Annotated in this window: 16 protein-coding genes and 1 tRNA gene; 7 read left to right on the top strand and 10 right to left on the bottom strand. The window is 65.4% G+C overall.

Going from position 1 to position 18,323, the window contains the following annotated elements; genetic code table 11:
• Positions 1 to 267: 267 nt before the first annotated feature.
• From KDW55_RS22025 to KDW55_RS22035, 3 genes are all read left to right on the top strand, one after another.
• Positions 268 to 1,398: a porin gene (locus KDW55_RS22025; RefSeq protein ID WP_040142654.1), complete on the top strand. Its 1,131-nt coding sequence runs from the start codon at positions 268 to 270 to the stop codon at positions 1,396 to 1,398.
• Between the two features lie 344 nt (positions 1,399 to 1,742).
• A complete protein-coding gene (locus KDW55_RS22030; protein ID WP_040144840.1) occupies positions 1,743 to 3,761 on the top strand; it encodes a site-specific DNA-methyltransferase in 2,019 nt (672 codons plus the stop codon).
• Positions 3,761 to 6,796 carry a DEAD/DEAH box helicase family protein gene (locus KDW55_RS22035; protein WP_059548155.1) on the top strand — a complete coding sequence of 1,012 codons (3,036 nt, stop codon included), beginning with the start codon at positions 3,761 to 3,763 and terminating at the stop codon, positions 6,794 to 6,796. The genes KDW55_RS22030 and KDW55_RS22035 overlap by 1 nt, the downstream gene beginning before the upstream one ends.
• Positions 6,797 to 7,039: 243 nt before the next feature.
• Here the strand turns inward: KDW55_RS22035 and KDW55_RS22040 are convergent, their stop codons facing one another.
• The 5 genes from KDW55_RS22040 to egtB all read right to left on the bottom strand — a co-directional run bounded on the left by KDW55_RS22040 (position 7,040) and on the right by egtB (position 10,756).
• The gene (locus KDW55_RS22040) at positions 7,040 to 7,423 is read right to left on the bottom strand and encodes a hypothetical protein (RefSeq protein ID WP_209824799.1); all 384 of its coding nucleotides are present in this window, start codon (positions 7,421 to 7,423) and stop codon (positions 7,040 to 7,042) included.
• Between the two features lie 217 nt (positions 7,424 to 7,640).
• Positions 7,641 to 7,895, bottom strand: coding sequence for a glycine zipper 2TM domain protein (locus KDW55_RS22045; protein WP_040142648.1), 255 nt, complete (start codon positions 7,893 to 7,895; stop codon positions 7,641 to 7,643).
• A gap of 65 nt (positions 7,896 to 7,960) precedes the next feature.
• Complete coding sequence (locus tag KDW55_RS22050; protein ID WP_040142646.1) at positions 7,961 to 8,263, bottom strand: hypothetical protein; 303 nt, start codon at positions 8,261 to 8,263, stop codon at positions 7,961 to 7,963.
• Positions 8,264 to 8,535: 272 nt separating this feature from the next.
• On the bottom strand, positions 8,536 to 9,549 hold the full coding sequence (gene egtD / locus KDW55_RS22055; protein ID WP_209824797.1) for an L-histidine N(alpha)-methyltransferase: 1,014 nt from the start codon (positions 9,547 to 9,549) through the stop codon (positions 8,536 to 8,538).
• Positions 9,533 to 10,756 (bottom strand): ergothioneine biosynthesis protein EgtB, encoded by a 1,224-nt coding sequence (gene egtB, locus KDW55_RS22060; protein ID WP_069240941.1) that lies wholly within the window; start codon positions 10,754 to 10,756, stop codon positions 9,533 to 9,535. Before egtB ends, egtD begins: the two co-directional genes overlap by 17 nt.
• Before the next feature lie 580 nt (positions 10,757 to 11,336).
• Here egtB and KDW55_RS22065 point away from each other — a divergent pair.
• Together KDW55_RS22065 and KDW55_RS22070 are read left to right on the top strand one after the other, a co-directional pair.
• A complete protein-coding gene (locus KDW55_RS22065; RefSeq protein WP_212161020.1) occupies positions 11,337 to 11,813 on the top strand; it encodes a carboxymuconolactone decarboxylase family protein in 477 nt (158 codons plus the stop codon).
• Positions 11,813 to 12,694: a sigma-70 family RNA polymerase sigma factor gene (locus KDW55_RS22070; protein ID WP_212161019.1), complete on the top strand. Its 882-nt coding sequence runs from the start codon at positions 11,813 to 11,815 to the stop codon at positions 12,692 to 12,694. Before KDW55_RS22065 ends, KDW55_RS22070 begins: the two co-directional genes overlap by 1 nt.
• 93 nt (positions 12,695 to 12,787) lie before the next feature.
• Here KDW55_RS22070 and KDW55_RS22075 read toward each other — a convergent pair whose 3' ends face one another.
• The 4 genes from KDW55_RS22075 to KDW55_RS22090 form a co-directional block, all read right to left on the bottom strand.
• Positions 12,788 to 13,303 (bottom strand): DUF2628 domain-containing protein, encoded by a 516-nt coding sequence (locus tag KDW55_RS22075; protein WP_059548192.1) that lies wholly within the window; start codon positions 13,301 to 13,303, stop codon positions 12,788 to 12,790.
• A gap of 310 nt (positions 13,304 to 13,613) precedes the next feature.
• A tRNA-Val gene (locus KDW55_RS22080) sits at positions 13,614 to 13,690 on the bottom strand.
• 1,064 nt (positions 13,691 to 14,754) lie between these two features.
• Positions 14,755 to 15,513, bottom strand: a complete 759-nt coding sequence (locus tag KDW55_RS22085) for a hypothetical protein (RefSeq protein WP_059548166.1) — start codon at positions 15,511 to 15,513, stop codon at positions 14,755 to 14,757.
• Positions 15,510 to 16,031 carry a sigma-70 family RNA polymerase sigma factor gene (locus KDW55_RS22090; protein ID WP_040142633.1) on the bottom strand — a complete coding sequence of 174 codons (522 nt, stop codon included), beginning with the start codon at positions 16,029 to 16,031 and terminating at the stop codon, positions 15,510 to 15,512. The genes KDW55_RS22085 and KDW55_RS22090 overlap by 4 nt, the downstream gene beginning before the upstream one ends.
• A 157-nt stretch (positions 16,032 to 16,188) precedes the next feature.
• Between KDW55_RS22090 and KDW55_RS22095 the strand changes: the two genes are divergently transcribed.
• Both KDW55_RS22095 and KDW55_RS22100 read left to right on the top strand, forming a co-directional pair.
• Complete coding sequence (locus KDW55_RS22095) at positions 16,189 to 17,280, top strand: catalase family peroxidase (RefSeq protein ID WP_069240942.1); 1,092 nt, start codon at positions 16,189 to 16,191, stop codon at positions 17,278 to 17,280.
• Positions 17,280 to 17,810, top strand: coding sequence for a cytochrome b (locus KDW55_RS22100; protein ID WP_174554663.1), 531 nt, complete (start codon positions 17,280 to 17,282; stop codon positions 17,808 to 17,810). The genes KDW55_RS22095 and KDW55_RS22100 overlap by 1 nt, the downstream gene beginning before the upstream one ends.
• Before the next feature lie 321 nt (positions 17,811 to 18,131).
• On the opposite strand, the gene KDW55_RS22105 is transcribed toward KDW55_RS22100, so the two are convergent.
• The coding region (locus tag KDW55_RS22105; RefSeq protein ID WP_212198037.1) for a hypothetical protein at positions 18,132 to 18,323 on the bottom strand (192 nt) is incomplete at its 5' end.

Here is an 18,323-nt window from a genome sequence, read left to right on the forward strand (position 1 = left end):
AAAACCGATTCGTAGCACGAAACGTGGTGCGGTGCGTACCCGGTGGATACTGTCGTCGGATTCGGGCTCGATTACGCGTGCCCGATTCACGATTATTGCGGATTCGGTGTTTTCACCGATCCGATTCTTTCCTCCGGGAAAGCGTGGTGAAGGATTGCACCCTCTACGATGCCATGCGTCGGCCTCTCGCTGTGGTCGGCAATACTCGGCATACATTACGTACTGCCAACGAACAGATTTCAATGCGGCAGCTCGGAGGAGACGATCTTGAAACGAAAAACCCTTGCCCTTTCCATCGCGGCGGCCGGCCTGTGCGGCGCCACCCACGCGTACGCGCAGTCGAGCGTACAGCTGTACGGGCTGATGGACCTGAGCTTTCCGACATACCGGACCCACGCCGACGCGAACGGCAATCACGTAATCGGGATGGGCAACGAAGGCGAGCCGTGGTTCAGCGGCAGCCGCTGGGGCCTGAAAGGCGCGGAAGACATCGGCGGCGGCACGAAGGTCATCTTCCGCCTCGAAAGCGAATACGTGGTTGCGAACGGACAGATGGAAGACGAAGGCCAGATCTTCGATCGCGACGCGTGGGTCGGCGTCGAGGACGAGCGCTTCGGCAAGCTGACGGCCGGCTTCCAGAATACGATCGCGCGCGACGCATCGGCGATCTACGGCGATGCGTACGGCTCCGCGAAGCTGACGACGGAGGAAGGCGGCTGGACCAACTCGAACAACTTCAAGCAGATGATCTTCTACGCCGCCGGCCCGACCGGCACGCGCTACAACAACGGCATCGCGTGGAAGAAACTGTTCAGCAACGGCATCTTCGCGAGCGCCGGTTACCAGTTCAGCAACTCGACCTCGTTCGCAACCGGCTCCGCATACCAGGTCGCGCTCGGCTACAACGGCGGGCCATTCGCCGTGTCGGGCTTCTACAACCACGTGAATCACAACGGCTTCCGCAACCAGACGTTTTCGGTCGGTGGCAACTACTCGTTCAGCATCGTGCGCCTGAATGCCGGCTACTTCCGCTACAACGGCGACCAGGGCTCGCTCGGCCAGCGTCACGACGACTCGTGGACGGTGTCGATGAAAATCGCGCCGACGGGCCCGCTCGACTACGAGCTCGGCTACCAGCAGATGCGCGTGAAGAATGCCGCGTACAACGCCGACGGCTTCACGCCGAACGCGAACCTCGGCGCGTTCAGCCTGACGAACGGCGTCGGCAACGGCTTCAAGGAGACGATCTACGGGTCGGTGTTCTATCACCTGAGCAAGCGCACGGAACTGTACCTGGCCGGCGACTACATGAAGCTGCACGGCGGCTACACGGTGTCGTCGACGTTCGGCGCAAAGAACCAGCTCGAACTGACGTCGGGCATTCGTACGCGGTTCTGACACCAGGCGGGGCCCGTCGGCCCCGCCGCATCCTCCATCCGGGATTTTCCATGCGGGCACGCCGGCGCACTGCGCCGACCGTGCCCTTTTTTCGTCGACGTTTCACCTGCGTCGCGCGGTTCCCGGGCGCCCTGCACCCGAGCGCCGGCCTGCCCCCACGGGAAGCGGCCGGAAGCCGCTGGCGGCCCGTGTGGCGGGGTTTCGCGGCCGATGCGCGCACGATCGCGTCACATCGGTGCTTGACCTGCGCCGACCGACTCGCTAGCGTTTCGGGTTTGCCCGGGTGGCCATTGCCGCCGCTGCCGCGTGTGCGCCCGATGTCGTGGCGCCGCGGCCGGGCTTCGATGGAAAAAACGATGCAGAAACTCGATGCGGAGAGCCCGCAGGCGATGTCGACGGATTTCATCGCCGACAACGTCGCGCGCCTGAAGGCGCTGTTCCCCGAACTCGTGACCGAAGGCCCGCACGGCGCATCGGTCGACGTCGACGTGCTGAAGGCGCTGGTCGGCGAGCGCGCCGTCGGCGATGCCGACGAACGCTACGGCTTCCACTGGCACGGCAAGCGCAGCGCGCGCCAGGCCGCGCTCACGCCTTCGACCGGCACGCTGCGCCCGTGTCCCGACGACAGCGTCGCGTGGGACGACACGCGCCATCTAGTGATCGAGGGCGACAACCTCGACGTGATGAAGCTGCTGCACAAGAGCTACGCGGGCAAGGTGAAGCTCGTCTACATCGACCCGCCGTACAACACCGGCAGCGATTTCGTCTATCCGGACGACTTCAGCGACAGCATTCGTCACTACCTGTCGATGACGGGCCAGACCGAAGGCGGCGTGAAGCGCAGCACCAATACCGAGGCGAACGGCCGGTTCCACACCGACTGGCTGAACATGATGTACCCGCGCCTGAAGCTTGCGCATGCGCTGCTGTCCGATGAAGGGCTGATCGCCGTCCACATCGACGAGCACGAGGTGCATGCGCTCGTGCTGATGCTGCGCGAAATCTTCGGCGAGGAAAACGAGCTCGGCGTGGCCGTGTGGGACAAGCGCAACCCGAAGGGCGACGCGCGCGGCATTGCGTACCAGCACGAATCGCTGGTGCTGTTCGCGCGCAACGCCGAGACGCTGCTCGAACAGGCGCCGCTGAAGCGCCCGAAGCGCAACGCGCAGCGCATGCTCGATGCCGCACACGACGCGGTGTACCGCAGCGGCAACGCGAAAGACGCGCAAAAGGCGTACCGCGCGTGGATGAAGGCGCAGACCAACCTGTCCGGCGGCGAAGCGATGTACGACCGGCTGTCGGCCGACGGGCGCGTGTACCGGCTTGTGTCGATGGCATGGCCGAACAAGAAGAAGGCGCCGGACGAATATTTCACGCCGCTGATCCATCCCGTCACGGGCAAGCCGTGCGCGATGCCGGCGCGGGGCTGGCGCAATCCGCCCGCGACGATGCAGGCGCTGATCGAGCGCGGCCAGATCGAATTCGGCCCGGATGAAACCACGCAGCCGCAACGCATCTACTACCTCGACGAGAACATGTACGAGAACGTGCCGTCGGTGCTGCCGTTCGCGGGCTCCGACGACGCGCTGCTGAAGGCGCTCGGGATTCCGTTCGACCAGCCGAAGCCGGTCGACTTCGCTGCGGCCGTGATCGGCTGGTGCACGCGCGGCGACGACATCGTGCTCGACTGCTTCGCGGGCTCCGGGTCCACTGGCCACGCGGTGATGCAGGTGAACGCGACCGACGGCGGCGCGCGCCGCTACATCCTCGTGCAGCTGCCGGAAGCGCTGGATCGCCGCGACAAGACGCAAGCCGCCGCCGCCGATTTTTGCGCGAAGCTGAAGAAGCCGCTGACGCTCGCGGAAATCACGAAGGAGCGCCTGCGCCGCGCTGCGCAACAGGTCGCGCGCGACTATCCGGAAAGCTATGGCGACCTCGGTTTTCGCGTATACCGGCTCGACACGACCAACGTGATCGAATGGGATCCGCGCCGCGACGATTTCGATCACGCGCTGTTCGCGTCTGTCGAGCACGTGAAGACGGGCCGCACCGAAGACGACCTGCTCGCCGAGCTGACGCTGAAGCTCGGCCTGGATCTGTGCACACCGGTCGAGCATCATCAGGTGGCCGGCAAGACCGTGCACCTGATCGGCCGTGCGATCGTCGCGTGCTTCGACGCGCGGCTGTCGCGCGACGACGCGGGCCCGCTCGCCGACGGCATCGTCGACCTGCTCGATGCGACCGGCGCGACGCGCGACGTCACGTGCCTGTTCCGCGATAGCGGTTTCGTCGACGACGTTGCGAAGCTCAATCTCGCCGCGCTGCTCGAACAGCACGGCGTGAAGCGCGTGCGGAGCCTGTGATGCGGCTGCATTTCGAAGCGGATCTCGACTACCAGCGCGAGGCGATCGACGCCGTCTGCGACCTGTTCCGCGGCCAGGAGTCGTATCGCGGCGACTTCAGCGTGCTCGCGAACGCCGCACCTGGCACGACGGCCGCCGCGCAAGGCTCGCTCGGCTTCGCGGTATCGGAGCAAGGCGTCGGCAACCGGCTGTCGCTGACCGACGACGCGCTCGCACGCAATCTCGCTGACGTGCAATTGCGCGGCGGCCTGCCGCCATCCGGCCAGCCAGGCTCGCGCGACTTCACCGTCGAGATGGAGACCGGCACCGGCAAGACCTACGTGTACCTGCGCACGATCTTCGAGTTGAACCGCCGCTACGGCTTCACGAAGTTCGTGATCGTCGTGCCGTCGATCGCGATCAAGGAAGGCGTGCACAAGACGCTCTCGATCACCGAGGATCACTTCCGCGCGCTGTACGCGGGCGTGCCGTACGACTATTTCCTGTACGACTCCGCGAAGCTCGGCCAGGTGCGCCACTTCGCGGCGAGCGCGGCGATCCAGATCATGGTGATGACGGTCGCGGCGATCAACAAGAAAGAGATCAACAACCTCTACAAGGACAGCGAGAAGACCGGCGGCGAGAAGCCGATCGACCTGATCCGCGCGACGCGGCCGATCGTGATCGTCGACGAGCCCCAGAGTGTCGACGGCGGGCTCGAAGGGCGCGGGCGTGAAGCGCTGGCCGCGATGGCGCCGCTCTGCACGCTGCGCTATTCGGCCACGCACGTCGATCGTCACCACATGGTGTATCGGCTCGATGCGGTCGACGCGTACGAGCGCAAGCTCGTGAAGCAGATCGAGATCGCATCGGCGATCGTCGAGGACGCGCACAACAAGCCTTACGTGCGGCTCGTCGGTGTATCGAACCGGCGCGGCGCGATCAGCGCGCGCATCGAGCTCGACGTCGCGACCGCGGCCGGCGTGAAGCGCCAGATCGTGTCGGCGACCGACGGCGACGATCTCGAGCGCCTGACGAAGCGCGCGCTGTATGCGGGGCTTCGGATCGGCGAAGTGCATGCGGCGAAGGGCGCCGAGTACGTCGAGCTGCGCCATCCGGAAGGCGAGGCGTTTCTGTCGCTCGGCGAGGCCTTCGGCGACATCGACACGCTCGCCGTGCAGCGCGAGATGATCCGCCGCACGATCCGCGAGCATCTCGACAAGGAGTTGCGGCTGGCCGAGCGCGGCGTGAAGGTGCTGTCGCTGTTCTTCGTCGATTCGGTCGAGCGCTATCGCCGCTACGACGAGAACGGGATGCCCGTGAAGGGCGACTACGCGCTGATCTTCGAAGAGGAATACGCGCGTGCGGCCCGCGTGCCGGCCTACCGTGCGCTGTTCGACGGCGTCGACATCGCGCGCGAAGTCGAGCGTGCGCACAACGGCTACTTCTCGATCGACCGCAAGGGCGGCTGGACCGACACGAGCGAAAGCAGTGCCGCGGCCCGCGAGAACGCGGAGCGCGCGTACGGCCTGATCATGCGCGAGAAGGAAGCGCTGCTGTCGTTCGACACGCCGCTGAAGTTCATCTTCTCGCACTCGGCGCTGAAGGAAGGCTGGGACAACCCGAACGTGTTCCAGATCTGCACGCTGCGCGACATCCAGACCGAACGCGAGCGCCGTCAGACGCTGGGCCGCGGGCTGCGCCTCGCGGTCGACCAGGACGGCGAACGCGTGCGCGACCCGGGAGTGAATACGCTCACCGTGATCGCGACCGAGCGCTACGAGTCGTTCGCGGAGAATCTGCAGAAGGAAATCGAGGCCGATACGGGCATCCGTTTCGGCATCGTCGAGCAACACCAGTTCGCGGCGTTGCCGGTGCAGGAAGGCGACGGGCCCGCGCATGCACTCGGCGTCGAGCTGTCGCGCGTGCTGTGGACGCATCTGCACGAGCAGGGCTACGTGGACGCGCAGGGCAAGGTGCTCGACCGGCTGAAGGACGCGCTGCGCCAGAGCGCGCTCGTGCTGCCGCAAGCGTTCGAGACGCTGCGCGCGCCGATCGTCGCAACGCTGCGCAAGCTGTCGGGCCGCTTCGCGGTGCGCAATGCGGACGAACGTCGCGCGATCGCGTTGCGGCGCGATGCTGCTGGCAAGGCCGTCGTGTTCGGCGACGACTTCCGCGCGCTGTGGGACCGCATCCGCCATCGCACCGTGTACAGCGTCGAGTTCGACAACGCGAAGCTCGTGCGCGACTGCACGGCCGCGCTGCGCGACGCGCCGGACATCGCACGTGCCCGGCTGCAATGGCGCAAGGCCGAGATCGATATCGGCAAGGCCGGCATCGAAGCAATCGAAGTCGCCGGTGCCGGCACGGTGTTGATCGACGAAGGCGAGCTCCCGCTCCCCGACCTGCTCACCGAGCTGCAGGACCGCACGCAGCTCACGCGCCGTTCGCTCGCGACGATCCTGGCCGACAGCGGCAGGCTCGACGACTTCCGCGTGAATCCGCAGCAGTTCATCGCGCTGGCCGCCGAGGCGATCAACCGCTGCAAGCGGCTCGCGCTGGTCGCGGGCATCGCCTACCGGAAGCTCGGCGATCGCCACGTGCATGCGCTCGAGTCGTTCGAAAGCGAAGCACTGACTGGTTATCTGCGCAGCCTGCGGCTCGATGCGCGCAAGTCGATCCACGAGGCGGTGGTGTGCGATACGGATGCGGAGCGCGCGTTCGCCGATGCGCTCGAAGCGCACGACGGCGTGAAGCTGTATGCGAAGCTGCCGGCGTGGTTCCGCGTGCCGACGCCGCTCGGCAGCTATCATCCCGACTGGGCCGTGCTCGCGGAGCACGAAGGCGGCGAGCGGCTGTACTTCGTCGTCGATACGCCGAACGCGGATGGCGATGTCGCGACCGAGCACGAACGCGCGAAGCTCGCTTGCGGCGAAGCGCATTTCCGTGCGCTGGTGGATGGTGAAGACGCGGCGCGCTTCGTCCGCGTGACGCGGGTCGATGCGCTGTTCGAGCCGGCATCGGTCGGGTCGCCGCGCGCGGGCGCGGCGCGCTGAAACGACGGGCGGAGGGCGGCGACGAGCCGCCCTTTTTTCATGTGTCCCCTGCTGCTCCGTTTCGATACGCCAATCCAGTTGTCATCCCGCTGAAAGCGATTCGCATTGTCGGCGGCGCAGCCGAGCGGTTACGGCTGGTTGCAAATCGGGTCGGTTCGATGTTTCACCGCGACACGCATATTGACCGCCGCGCCGAGAAAAGTAGCCGAATCGAGCGCCCGTCCCGATGTGTGGTGCGCCGGTTTACAGCGTGCGGCCGAACGCGTTGCGATGGCCGTGATGCGTCGACGTCTTCGTATGCGCGGTATGGCCGTGCGTATGCCCATGGCCTGGCTGCGTACCCGCGCGGTCTGCGATCGTGTCGGAGCGGTCGGCTGCACGCGCGAGGCCCTTGTCGCGGTCGCCTGCGCTGAAGCTCTTCGAATTGCTCAGCGCCTGGCCGCTCATATGGCCCGCGGACATGCCGCCCGCGTTGCCGCTCATCCCGCCCATGCCGCCGGCGCCATGACCACCGCCGTTGCCGCCACCGCCACCACCGCCGTTGCCCCCGCCCGCCGCATTCGCGGAGACGGCGCCGAGTGCGAGCAGCGCGGCTGCGAGGACGGACAGATATCGTTGCGTTTTCATTGTTGCTCCCTGGAGCGCATTGGAATGATTGCATTCTAGGAACGCGCCGTTTCCGCGCTACGCGGCGTTGTAAATGATCGTAACGGCATGCGCCGCAGCTCATTCGTCCGATCAATTCCGGGGTGGCTGCCGCGTGCGCGGACTGCGCGGCCGCGCGCCCTCGAACAAGGAACTTGAAAGTCGGCAGCGGCGTTCACCGCTGCGACGGTGGACGCGCTTACTGCGACGCCTGATCGTCGTGCGCGGCGGCCTTGCGCTGCGCGGCCTGCTCCTTCTCGTGTTTCTTCGCCATGTGGTGGCCGACGACGCAACCGCCAACCGCGCCGGCCACGGCGTGATGTCCCGCGTAGTGGCCGGCGACGCCGCCGACCACCGCACCCTTCATGCAGCCCGCTGCGTGCGCACTGCCGATCGTTGCGAACGCAACGACTGCTGCCGTGGCGTACAACCTGATGTGTCGAATGGGTTTCATGCGCTCACACTCCTTGTCGTCGTGAGGTCGGGTCGATGCTGCCGTCGCCGGTCAGTCGCCGGCCGTCAGTCCCAGCGGCCGCGCCAGCCGCCGCCGTCACGCCAGCCGCGCTCGCGCCACTCGTGTTCGCGCCATTCGCGGCGACGCCACTCGTGTTCACGCCACTGACGCGCACGCCAATCGTCGTCGCGATAGCCGACCGGTGCGTACATCACCGGCGGAGGCGGCGCGACGTACACGGGCGCCGGCGCGGCGTAGACGCCCGGCACACCGATTCCCACCGACAGGTCGACATGGGCCGATGCCACGCCCGACGCTGCGAGCGCGGCTACACCGAGAACTGCACCGAGAATAAGTTTCTTGCTCATTTCGCGACTCCCTGCACGTGTCGTGCTTGATGTGACTACGGTTTGGAGTCTAGGCATCGCGGGCAGACACAGGTGAAACCGGTCTGCGAGACCGGTAACGGCCGTTTACGAGGCGGCGCAACGCGTTGCGGAGAAAGGGAGAGCCGCGATTCGACACGCCGTTGCGACGGCGCGTCGAATCGGTAAAGGCGGGAATATTTCCCGGAAATCGAGCGTGGGGACGCAGCCGGCATGCGAACTTTTCGCCCGCACGATTGCGCCTCGCAACGGCGCTACGCGCGGATGTCGTCGACGCTGCGCAGCCAGTGCACGCTGAACAGATTGTCCGCATCGGTCCATACGGTGTCCGGCTCGAATCCCGCGCGCCGCGCGATCACGTGGAAACCGTCGATCGTGAACTTGTGCGAATTCTCCGTATGAATGCGCTCGCCGGCCTCGAAGCGGAACACGTGGCCGCGAACGTGCACTGTCTGCGCGATATCGCTGACGAGATGCATTTCGATGCGTTGCCGCTCGCGATCGTAGAACGCACAATGCGAGAACGCGTCGAGGTCGAAGTCCGCGCCGAGCTCCGCGTTCGCGCGCGCGAGCAAGTTCAGGTTGAACTGCGCGGTCACGCCCTGCGCGTCGTTGTACGCGTGATGCAGCGTGCGTTCGTCCTTGACGAGATCCGCGCCGACGAGCAGGCCGCCGCCGCGCAACAGTCGCGCCGCATCGCGCAGGAACGCATCGGCTTCTTCCGGCGAAAAGTTGCCGATCGTCGATCCCGGGAAAAAGCCGATGCGCCGCCGCGGCGTCTCCGTCAGCTCGGCCAGTTGCTCGGCCCTCGTGTAGTCGGCCGCGATCGGCGCGACGTCGAGCCACGGATACGCTGCGCGCAGCCGGGCGGCCGCGCCATGCAGATAGTCCGCCGAGATGTCGATTGGCACGTAGCGCGCGGGTGCATTCGCGTAGTTGCCGGCGAACGCGTCGAGCAGGATGCGGATCTTCTCGAGCGAACCCGCGCCGAATTCGACGATATCCGCGTGCGGGCCGACGCGCTGCACGATCTCGGCCGCGCGATCGCGCAGAATCGCGAGTTCGGTGCGCGTCGGGTAATACTCGGGCAGTTCGCAGATGCGATCGAACAGCACGGAACCCGCCGCATCGTAGAAATATTTCGGCGGTATGCTGCGCGGCGTGCGCGACAGCCCGTCGATCAGGTCGCGCTCGAACGCGCTGGGCCGCGAATCGCGGGCGGGTTGCAGGCCACCGCTCGTGGCCGTCAGGTCAGACGTCTCGCGCAAGTCGCACTCCCGTGAATTGCCAGCGCGCGGCCGGCGGAAAGAAATTGCGGTACGTCGGCCGTTCGTGCCCGGGCGGCGTTGCGATGCTGCTGCCGCGCAGCACTTGCTGACCGACCATGAACTTGCCGTTGTATTCGGCCGCTACCCCGGCAAGCGGCCGAAAGCCTGGATACGGTTCGTACGACGAACGTGTCCACTGCCACACGTGGCCGAGCATTTCGCGAATACCGTCCGCGCCGAACGCCGCTTCCCATTCGAACTCGGTCGGCAGCCGCGCACCCGCCCATTCCGCATACGCGGCGGCTTCGTAAAAGCTCACGTGGCACACCGGCGCATCGGGTGCAAACGGCTCGACGCCGTGCAGCCCGAACGTGCGCCATTCGTGCGGCGCCGTCGCGCCGTCGTCGGAGGACAGCCAGTATGCGGGCGCTTGCCACCCTTCCCGCTGCACGGTCGCCCAGCCGTCCGACAGCCAGAACTCCGGGCGCGCGTAGCCGCCGTCGGCGATGAACGCCGCGAACTCCGCGTTCGTCACGAGCCGGTTCGCGATCTCGTACGGCCGCACGAGTGCCGTATGGCGCGGCCGCTCGTTGTCGAACGAAAACGCGTCGCCGTCGTGGCCGATTTCGACGAGGCCGCCCGGCTGACGCAGCCAGCGCAGCGGGCCGGCGTCGCCGGCGGCGAGTGCGTGCGGGTCCGCTTCGCGGCGCGGCCGGAACGCCGGCTTCAGCGGATTGCACGAGAACGCATGGAGCATGTCGGTCGTGATTAGCTCCTGGTGCTGCTGCTCGTGATGCAGCCCGAGCTCGACCTCCGGCGCGATCGTGTCGAAGAGCGTCGAATCGGCACCGGCGAGCGCATTCAACATCGCTTCGTCGACGTGCTGTCGATATGCATGCACTTCGGCGAGCGACGGACGCGTGAGCAGCCCGCGCTGCGGCCGCGGGTGACGCGGACCCAGCGCTTCGTAATACGAGTTGAACAGGAACTGGAATGCGTCGTTGAACGGCGCGTAGCCGGGCACGCGACGCATCAGCACGACTGTTTCGAAGAACCAGGTCGTATGCGCGAGGTGCCACTTCGTCGGGCTCGCGTCGGGCATCGACTGCACGGCCTGGTCTTCGGCGGACAACGTCGCCGTCAATTCGACGCTATGGTTGCGCACGTCCTGGTAACGGCGCTGAAGCTCGGATGCTGGGAGGCTCATCGGTTTACCGTCCACGTCGCGATTCGCTGCGTTGCGTTGCCGGAAAAAGGAAAGCCTTGCGCTTGAATGCGCGCGGCTGACGTGCGTCCTTCGTTGCTGCGTCGTCGGGCAACCGGCGCGCGCGCCGGGCCGCCGATGCGGCACCACTCCATCTGCCCGTGCAGAACAGTATGGGCCAGAAATGTGAACGTCGCGAATCGGATTTCGGGTGAAACAAAACAGAAATGAAAATGAAAGGAATCGCATTGCAGGATCTGGCGACGTGATCGATCGCGTGCCCCCGTCGGCGCGGCGCCAGGCCGGGGTACGCAAGCGTCGTGCCTGCACGCCAGCCTGCCGACGCCTCGTGACAGCCGCGCGGTATGCACGAAAGGTCCGGTCGCGTCGGTACCCCGGCAACGCGGCTTCGTGTCGGCCAGGGTGCTGCGCGAAGCGCCGCACGCCGCGACCTTCGGTGTGCCGGACAACCTCGCTTGCCGCCCTGTTCTTCCCTGCTTTTGAAAATTTTTTGCGCCGATGTCACACGCGCGGGGTGCTCGCTCGTCATACCGACGGAACCCACACGAAAGGAGAAGGAATCATGGCTGCGAAACTCAATCCGTTTGCCGCTGCGCCCGCGCTGATGAAGAACTGGATGGCCGTATCGGTCGCCGCTGCCGGGAGCCTCGAGCCGACGCTGATCGAGCTGGTCAAGATCCGCGCGTCGCAGATCAACGCCTGCGCGAACTGCCTTAACATGCACACGACCGAGGCGCGTGAGCAAGGCGAGACCGAGCAGCGCATCAACCTGCTTGCCGCGTGGCGCGAAGCGCCCTGCTATACCGACCGCGAACGCGCGGCGCTCGGCTGGACCGATGCGCTGACACGGCTGTCGGAAGGCCGCGGCGGGTACGAAGCCGCGTACGCGGCGCTCAACGACCACTTCAGCCAGGAGGAACAAGTGAAACTCACGCTGATGATCAACGTGATCAACGGCTGGAACCGGCTCGCCGTCGGCTTCGGGCTGTGGATCGATCCGGCCGACGCGAAGGCTGCTGCCGCGAAGATGGTCGCTTGATGACGAGCGTCGATCCGGCGCCCGGCAGCGCCGCACACCATGCCGATGCGGCGGCGAGCTTCGACCCGCTGCGTCGCACGCTGATCCGCGTCGCGTACCGGATGCTCGGTTCCGTCGCGGACGCCGAGGACATCGTGCAGGAGGCGTTCATTCGCTGGATGGAGGTCGATCGCACCGAGGTGCGCGTGCCCGAAGCGTTCCTGCGCCGCATGGTGATGCGCATGTGTCTCGATCAATTGAAGTCTGCGCGGCGCCAGCGTGAAACGTATATCGGCCCGTGGCTGCCAGAACCGGTCGTCGACGAAGACGAGCAGGAAGACGTCACGCTGCCGCTGATGCTCGCACTCGAGCGGTTCTCGCCGCTGGAGCGCGCGGCGTTTTTGCTGCATGACGTGTTCGGCGTCGAATTCGACGAGATCGCGACGACGATCCAACGCGATCCGGCCGCGTGCCGGCAGCTCGCCGCGCGGGCGCGCACGCACGTGCGCGACGCGCGGCCGCGGTTCCACGTCGAAAAGCAGCGCGGGATCGAGCTGGCCGAGGCGTTCTTCGCGGCGTCACGCAGCGGCGACATGCGCACGCTCGGCGCGATGCTCGCCGAGGACGTGAGCCTGCATTCGGACGGCGGCGGTAAGCGCGTGGCCGCCGGCAAGCCGGTGTTCGGCTTCGAGCGTGTGATGAAGGTGCACGAGTATCTGGCCGGGCTGTTCGCGACGCACGCGTCGAAGCTCGTGCGCGCCGGATTCGTCAATGGGCTGCCGGGATTCGTCACGCTGGAAGCCGATGGCGAGCTGCAGACCACTGCGCTCGAGATCGAGGGCGGCAAGATCGTCGCGATCTACGTGGTGCGCAATCCGGACAAGCTGAAGCATCTGCATTGATGCATGGCCGCGCATCGCGGCACGGGCGTTCGAGGCGGCGGCTGCGCTCCGCGTCGTCGCCCTCCTCGTTTTTTGCGCCGGTGCCTTTGGCGCTTATTCGATGCCGCCGGCGGCATTGCAAAGGATCAGGATCAGATAGCCGAGCGCGGGCGTCGCGATCGCGAAGCCGATCGCCGCGAGCCAGTTCGTGCCGCCCTCTGCACTCAACAGCGCAAGAAACGATTCGCGCGATGTCGCGCTGGGCCGCAGCTTCTCGATCCGACGCTCGACGTGCGCCTTGTAGATGCCGTTCGCACACCAGCCGAGCGTAACGGCGATCGCGATCGTGACCGGATCGAGTGACGTGGATTCGACGTATTTCGGGAAGAACAGCAACTCGACGAACAGGACCGCCATCGTCGCGCCGAGCACGGCGGCCGCTTGCCAGTACATGCAGCGATACGCGATCCACACCGGACCGAGAAAGCACGCAGCCCAGTTCCACGACAGGCGGTTCTTGCGCGATGCGGCGATTGCCCATTTGTTCTCGTACCACGCCGCTTTCTTGCCGACATAGGCGGCGATTTCTTCGTTGTTCGCGGGCGATGCGGTTGTCGTGATCTCGGACATGATGGCGTGCTCTCGGTCGCGCGCGACGCGCGTTGTCGTTTTGATGGGTCGTGCATCGTGCGTCGTTCGACGCGGCCTCGGCGATGCGAACGTGATTCTACTCGGCCGGCAGTGGCCGCTGAGTGGCGCGATGAAGTCGGGACCGGCGACGAAGGGAGCGCCCGCGGATTGCATCGTGCGCGGACGGTGCACGTGCGTTTTCGTGTCGAAAAAGAAAAACGCCACGCGATGTTGCCGCGTGGCGTTCGTATGTTTGGCGGCCGGATTGCCTTAAGGCAATGCGTGCTGCCGACCCCTTCGATTTGTTCGTTGGTAGGCTCGATTGGATTCGAACCAACGACCCCCACCATGTCAAGGTGGTGCTCTAACCAACTGAGCTACGAGCCTAAGAAGCCGCGAATTATAGAGACGCTTCGTACGGAGCACAAGCCCCTTCGTGAAAATTTTTTTAATCGTACGCGTGACGACGCTGCAGATCGATGTGTGTCCTCGATGCAAGTGCGCCGGCTTCACGCGCTCTCGTCACAGCAAAACGCGTCGATGCACTGTGACGTTATCCACATTCGCCTCTGGATAACCATCCGGCAAGCCTCTGGATTCACAGTGGAACGATTGAGGATATGTCGAGGCAGCCGTGAATCGACGGAAAGTTGTTCTGCGCTCCACAGAGATTTGCCTGTGCATTGCCGGTGGTTATGCATTCCGGGTCGGCCTGAGAATTCAAGCTGTTACGGAGCTTATCCACTGTGCTGCCGCGCACTTGTTAACTATCACTACGTATGTATACGTTCTCTGTTAACACCTTTGGATAAGCACAGTGAGACGACTGTGCTCGGCGCAAGATGTGCACTGCCGGACGGATCGACAAACGGATCGGCGGTCTGTGAGACCAGCGGTCAGTCGGGGGACCGATTGCTCCGTAGAGCCTGGACCTCGAACGCCGGACCGTCGGCTGATTCCTCATCGACGCGAATCGATACCCTCGATACCGACACCGTCGTACACCGGATGCAGAAACGCTCGGGTGACATCGGGTTCGAGCACCTCGACGTCATCTGTGTAACGCTTGTGGCAAAGAGGTTGCCCCGTATGCGTCGTTCGGCAAGTCGGGACGCGCAGAAATGCCGGACAAAAAACGAACGGAAACGTTGTGCAGCTCGTCGTTGGCATCCACCGAGGGCTGACGCGAGCCTATGGATAATCCGAGACCAAACGAATCCAAATCCTGTGCACCGAACCGGCAGAGGCGTTGCGGGTATTGACACTCGGAATCACTGCGAATGCTGTGCAGCTCACAAGGCGAGCGGTTCAACAGGCGGCGCGGTTGCGACCGTTGTGGACAATCACCGCGCAAACGAATCGGAACGCTGTGTATCGGTTCGTCGGGCGCAACCGCATCGCCGAGCCGTAGCAGTACATGTCGGCCACCAACGGGCCGCGCATAGCCGCACTCAAATCTGCTGATCGAGCGCCCGCTGAACGGCCTGTTCCCCCAGATTACCGGCCGGCCCGACCACCGCAAAGTTGAGCCCGTTCACCGATCCATACCGCGCCAGCAGCGCGCCGTCCACGCGTTGCCCGGGCGGCAGCAACCGGTGAGACGATTCCGCGGGCCGTACATAAAAACTCAGCGTCCGCCCGGCATCGTCCTCGTAGAGCACCATCACCGCCGTGGCTCCACGATCCGTTGTAAACAACCGGCCGCCAACCGGCATGAACCCGGCCGCACTCAAATCCGGCAGCTTCGCCGACGCGCCGACGCGCGCGGTGAACCATCGTTGCAGATCGTTCGCACCGGTCGGCCGGTAATCGGCCTTTGCCGTCCGGTCGACCGCCATCATCCGGTAAGCGCTGACCGCGTCGCTCATCGGCGCGACAGCCGGCTGCGCGTCCAGGCCACGCGCCTGCCATCCACCGAACGTGCCGAGCCCGATGCAGAACACGAACGAAGCGGCCATCGCGAACCGCATCCGCGTGCGCTCCGCTCGCCGCGCGCGAATCGCTGCCGGATCGAGCGCCGGATTGTCGTCGGGCATCCGCGCGCGCTCCAGCGCCGCGCGCAGTCGCTGCGCATCCTGGCGCCATTGCTTCACCTGTTCGGCGCGCTCGGGATGCAGCGCGAGATACCGCTCGACCGCGGCGCGTGCGTCGTTGTCGAGTTGCCCGTCGACATAGGCTTGAAGATCGTGTTCGTCGGGAGGAATGTTCATTTCTTCATCAACCGCAAGGAAGGGGCAGGAAGTTCGCCGTCGCTGAGCTGGCGCAGCGCCTGCCGCGCGCGCGATAGCCGCGACATCACCGTGCCGATCGGCACGTCGAGCAGGTCGGCGACTTCCTGATACGTGAAGCCTTCGACCGCGACCAGCAGCAGCAGGCTGCGCTGCTCGTCGGACAGGCGCCCGAACGCCTCCAGCGTTGCGCGCGCGGCCACTTCGCGTTCGGCGGACGGCCAGTGCGGCTCGTCGTCGGAGCCGATGCGGCCCAGCAGCCACGCATAGCGCTTCGCGCTGCGTTTGCCGTCGAGAAACTGCCGGTAAAGGATCGTGAACAGCCAGCTGCGCAGCGACGCGTCGTCGCGGCGGCTCGTCCAGCGCGACAGCGCGCGCTCGAGCGTCGACTGGACGAGATCGTCGGCTGCATGGACGTCGCGCGCCAGCCAGAGCGCGAAGCGTCGCAGCCGGGGAATGAGTTCGCGCAATGCGTCGTCGTCGGGGGCGTTTGAGGGCATGGCCGGGGCGCGAGCCGATAAGCGTGGAGATACCGCGTAGGACGCCGGTCGGCGCCGCTTATTCCGTCAGCATACGAAAAATGTGTTGATGGAATAAAGCGGTGCGGGCGGCGTCCTACGTGCGTTCGACAATGATCAGACGATCGGGAGTGCATCCATGAAGCAATCTTCCTCTTCCTCGCCGCCGCGCGAGCCGGCGCGCGGATGGTGGCGCTGGGCAGCGATCGGCGGCGCGGTGGCCGGCGTGGCCGTCGCGTTCGGGTATGTCGGCGGTTGGCTCGCGCCGGCGCGCCTGACGCCGCACCGGCTCGTCGACGCGCTGCAGACGGCCGGCGGCGGCGAGCATCCGGGCTTTCGGCGCAATCACGCGAAGGGCGTATGCGTGACCGGCTACTTCGAAGGCAACGGCGCCGCGAGCGCGTATTCGGTGGCGCCGTTTTTCAAGGCGGTGCGTACGCCGGTGGTCGGCCGGTTCGCGCTGCCTGGCGGCAATCCGTATGCGCCGGACAGCAGCGTGCCGATCCGCAGCCTGGCGCTGAAGCTCACCGCGCCGGACGGCCAGCAATGGCGGACCGGGATGAACGCGATGCCGGTGTTTCCGGTGGCAACGCCGCAGGCGTTCTACGCGCAATTGCGCGCGACGCAGCCGGATCCGGCGACGGGCAAGCCCGATCCGGCGAAGGTGAAGGCGTTTTTCGGCGCACATCCGGAGACGGCCGCGTTCCGCGCATGGGTGAAGGGTGCGAAACCGAGCGCGAGCTACGTCACCGAAAGCTATTACGGGCTGAACGCGTTCTACTTTGTCGACGCGGCCGGCAAGCGTCAGGCGGTGCGGTGGCGGGTCGTGCCGGAGCAGACGGCGGGTGCCGGCGATGTCGCGACGGCCGCGGATCCGAACGTGCTTCAGCAGGACCTGACGCGGCGCATCGCGGAAGGTGCGCAGAAATGGAAGTTGCTGGTCACGTTGGCCGAGCCCGGCGACCCGGTGGACGACGCGACCAAGACGTGGCCCGCGCAGCGGACGACGATCGACGCGGGCACGTTCGTGCTCGATCGCGTGGAACCGCAGGACAGCGGGCCGTGCCGGGACGTGAATTACGATCCGACGGTGCTGCCGCAGGGGATTCAGGCGTCGGGCGATCCGTTGCTGGCGGCGCGGTCGGCCGCGTATGCGGATTCGTATCTGCGCAGGACGAGTGAAGAGGCCGGCGTAGCCGGTGTGGCACGGTTGAGTGCGGAGGGACGGTGATGAAGTCTGCTACGACGTTTAGTTTGCCGGCGAGGGTGCTGCATTGGGTGATGGCCGCGATGGTTCTCACGATGCTGTTCGTCGGCGTGGGGATGGTGGCGTCGGTTTCCCGGCGGCATGACTTTTTGGTGGCTTTGCACAAACCATTGGGAATCGCGGTGCTGGTGATGGTTTGCGTCCGGATCGCGGTGCGGCTTTCATCGAAGCCACCGGGGCTGCCTGACGATTTGCCCTGGTGGCAGAAGGTGGCCGCGCATGGGTCGCACCTGGTGCTGTATGCGCTGATGGTCGCGATGCCGCTGATCGGGTGGGCGATGCTGTCGGCTGGCGGCTATCCGGTGACGTTGGGCGGCGGCGTGCAATTGCCGGCACTAGTCTCCGCTGATCCAGTGACGTTTGCGTGGCTTCGGGTCGCGCACCGTGTGTTGGCTTACCTGTTCTTCCTGACGTTCATCGCGCACTTTGCGGCTGCGCTGTATCACGGGTTGATCCGGCGGGATGGTGTGGTGAGGGCAATGGTCGGGCGGTGAGCGACGGCGCGTCATGCAAGGGCGGCGGGACTGTTCACGGGTGACCGACACGGATTCCGCCGCTTTGCTTGCATATGATCAATGGAGCGGCTCAACGGCCCCTTGGTAGCGCGCGTCAAAATAATTTCAAAAAAGGGGTTGCGCGGCCGCGGGCGGGTGCCTAGAATCACGCCTCTTTCGCGCCAACGGAAACGCGGCGCGGGAGAAGAAGGGAGGCGGTGCGATTGGGTCAGCGGTAGCGGCCTTGGGCATACAAAGCTGAACCCCTCGCGGTCGCAACGAAGCAGTTCAGAAAGTTGTTGACGAGCGAAGAAAGGCGGTTCATAATCTCGCTTCTCTGCTGCTGAAAACGCAGCGCTGCTGGGAAACACGAAGTTCCTCGCAGAAATGCTCTTTAAAAATTAACAGCCGATAAGTGTGGGCGCTTGATGGCAGCGAGCTGATCTTCGGATCAGATAGCAAAAGTATCAAGAGTCTCACACTAAAGTAAGTCAGGTTTATGAAGTGATTCAT

Source organism: Burkholderia sp. AU19243, assembly GCF_018148075.1.
Taxonomy (GTDB): Bacteria; Pseudomonadota; Gammaproteobacteria; order Burkholderiales; family Burkholderiaceae; genus Burkholderia; species Burkholderia latens_A.

Coding starts and splice junctions, on each gene's coding strand:
- KDW55_RS22050 (WP_040142646.1), bottom strand. CDS start 8,263: ATGAGCAAGAAACTTATTCTCGGTGCAGTTCTCGGTGTAGCCGCGCTC.
- KDW55_RS22075 (WP_059548192.1), bottom strand. CDS start 13,303: ATGTCCGAGATCACGACAACCGCATCGCCCGCGAACAACGAAGAAATC.
- KDW55_RS22065 (WP_212161020.1), top strand. CDS start 11,337: ATGGCTGCGAAACTCAATCCGTTTGCCGCTGCGCCCGCGCTGATGAAG.
- KDW55_RS22085 (WP_059548166.1), bottom strand. CDS start 15,513: ATGAACATTCCTCCCGACGAACACGATCTTCAAGCCTATGTCGACGGG.
- KDW55_RS22045 (WP_040142648.1), bottom strand. CDS start 7,895: ATGAAACCCATTCGACACATCAGGTTGTACGCCACGGCAGCAGTCGTT.
- KDW55_RS22070 (WP_212161019.1), top strand. CDS start 11,813: ATGACGAGCGTCGATCCGGCGCCCGGCAGCGCCGCACACCATGCCGAT.
- KDW55_RS22035 (WP_059548155.1), top strand. CDS start 3,761: ATGCGGCTGCATTTCGAAGCGGATCTCGACTACCAGCGCGAGGCGATC.
- egtB (WP_069240941.1), bottom strand. CDS start 10,756: ATGAGCCTCCCAGCATCCGAGCTTCAGCGCCGTTACCAGGACGTGCGC.
- KDW55_RS22095 (WP_069240942.1), top strand. CDS start 16,189: ATGAAGCAATCTTCCTCTTCCTCGCCGCCGCGCGAGCCGGCGCGCGGA.
- KDW55_RS22090 (WP_040142633.1), bottom strand. CDS start 16,031: ATGCCCTCAAACGCCCCCGACGACGACGCATTGCGCGAACTCATTCCC.
- KDW55_RS22040 (WP_209824799.1), bottom strand. CDS start 7,423: ATGAAAACGCAACGATATCTGTCCGTCCTCGCAGCCGCGCTGCTCGCA.
- KDW55_RS22030 (WP_040144840.1), top strand. CDS start 1,743: ATGGAAAAAACGATGCAGAAACTCGATGCGGAGAGCCCGCAGGCGATG.
- KDW55_RS22100 (WP_174554663.1), top strand. CDS start 17,280: ATGAAGTCTGCTACGACGTTTAGTTTGCCGGCGAGGGTGCTGCATTGG.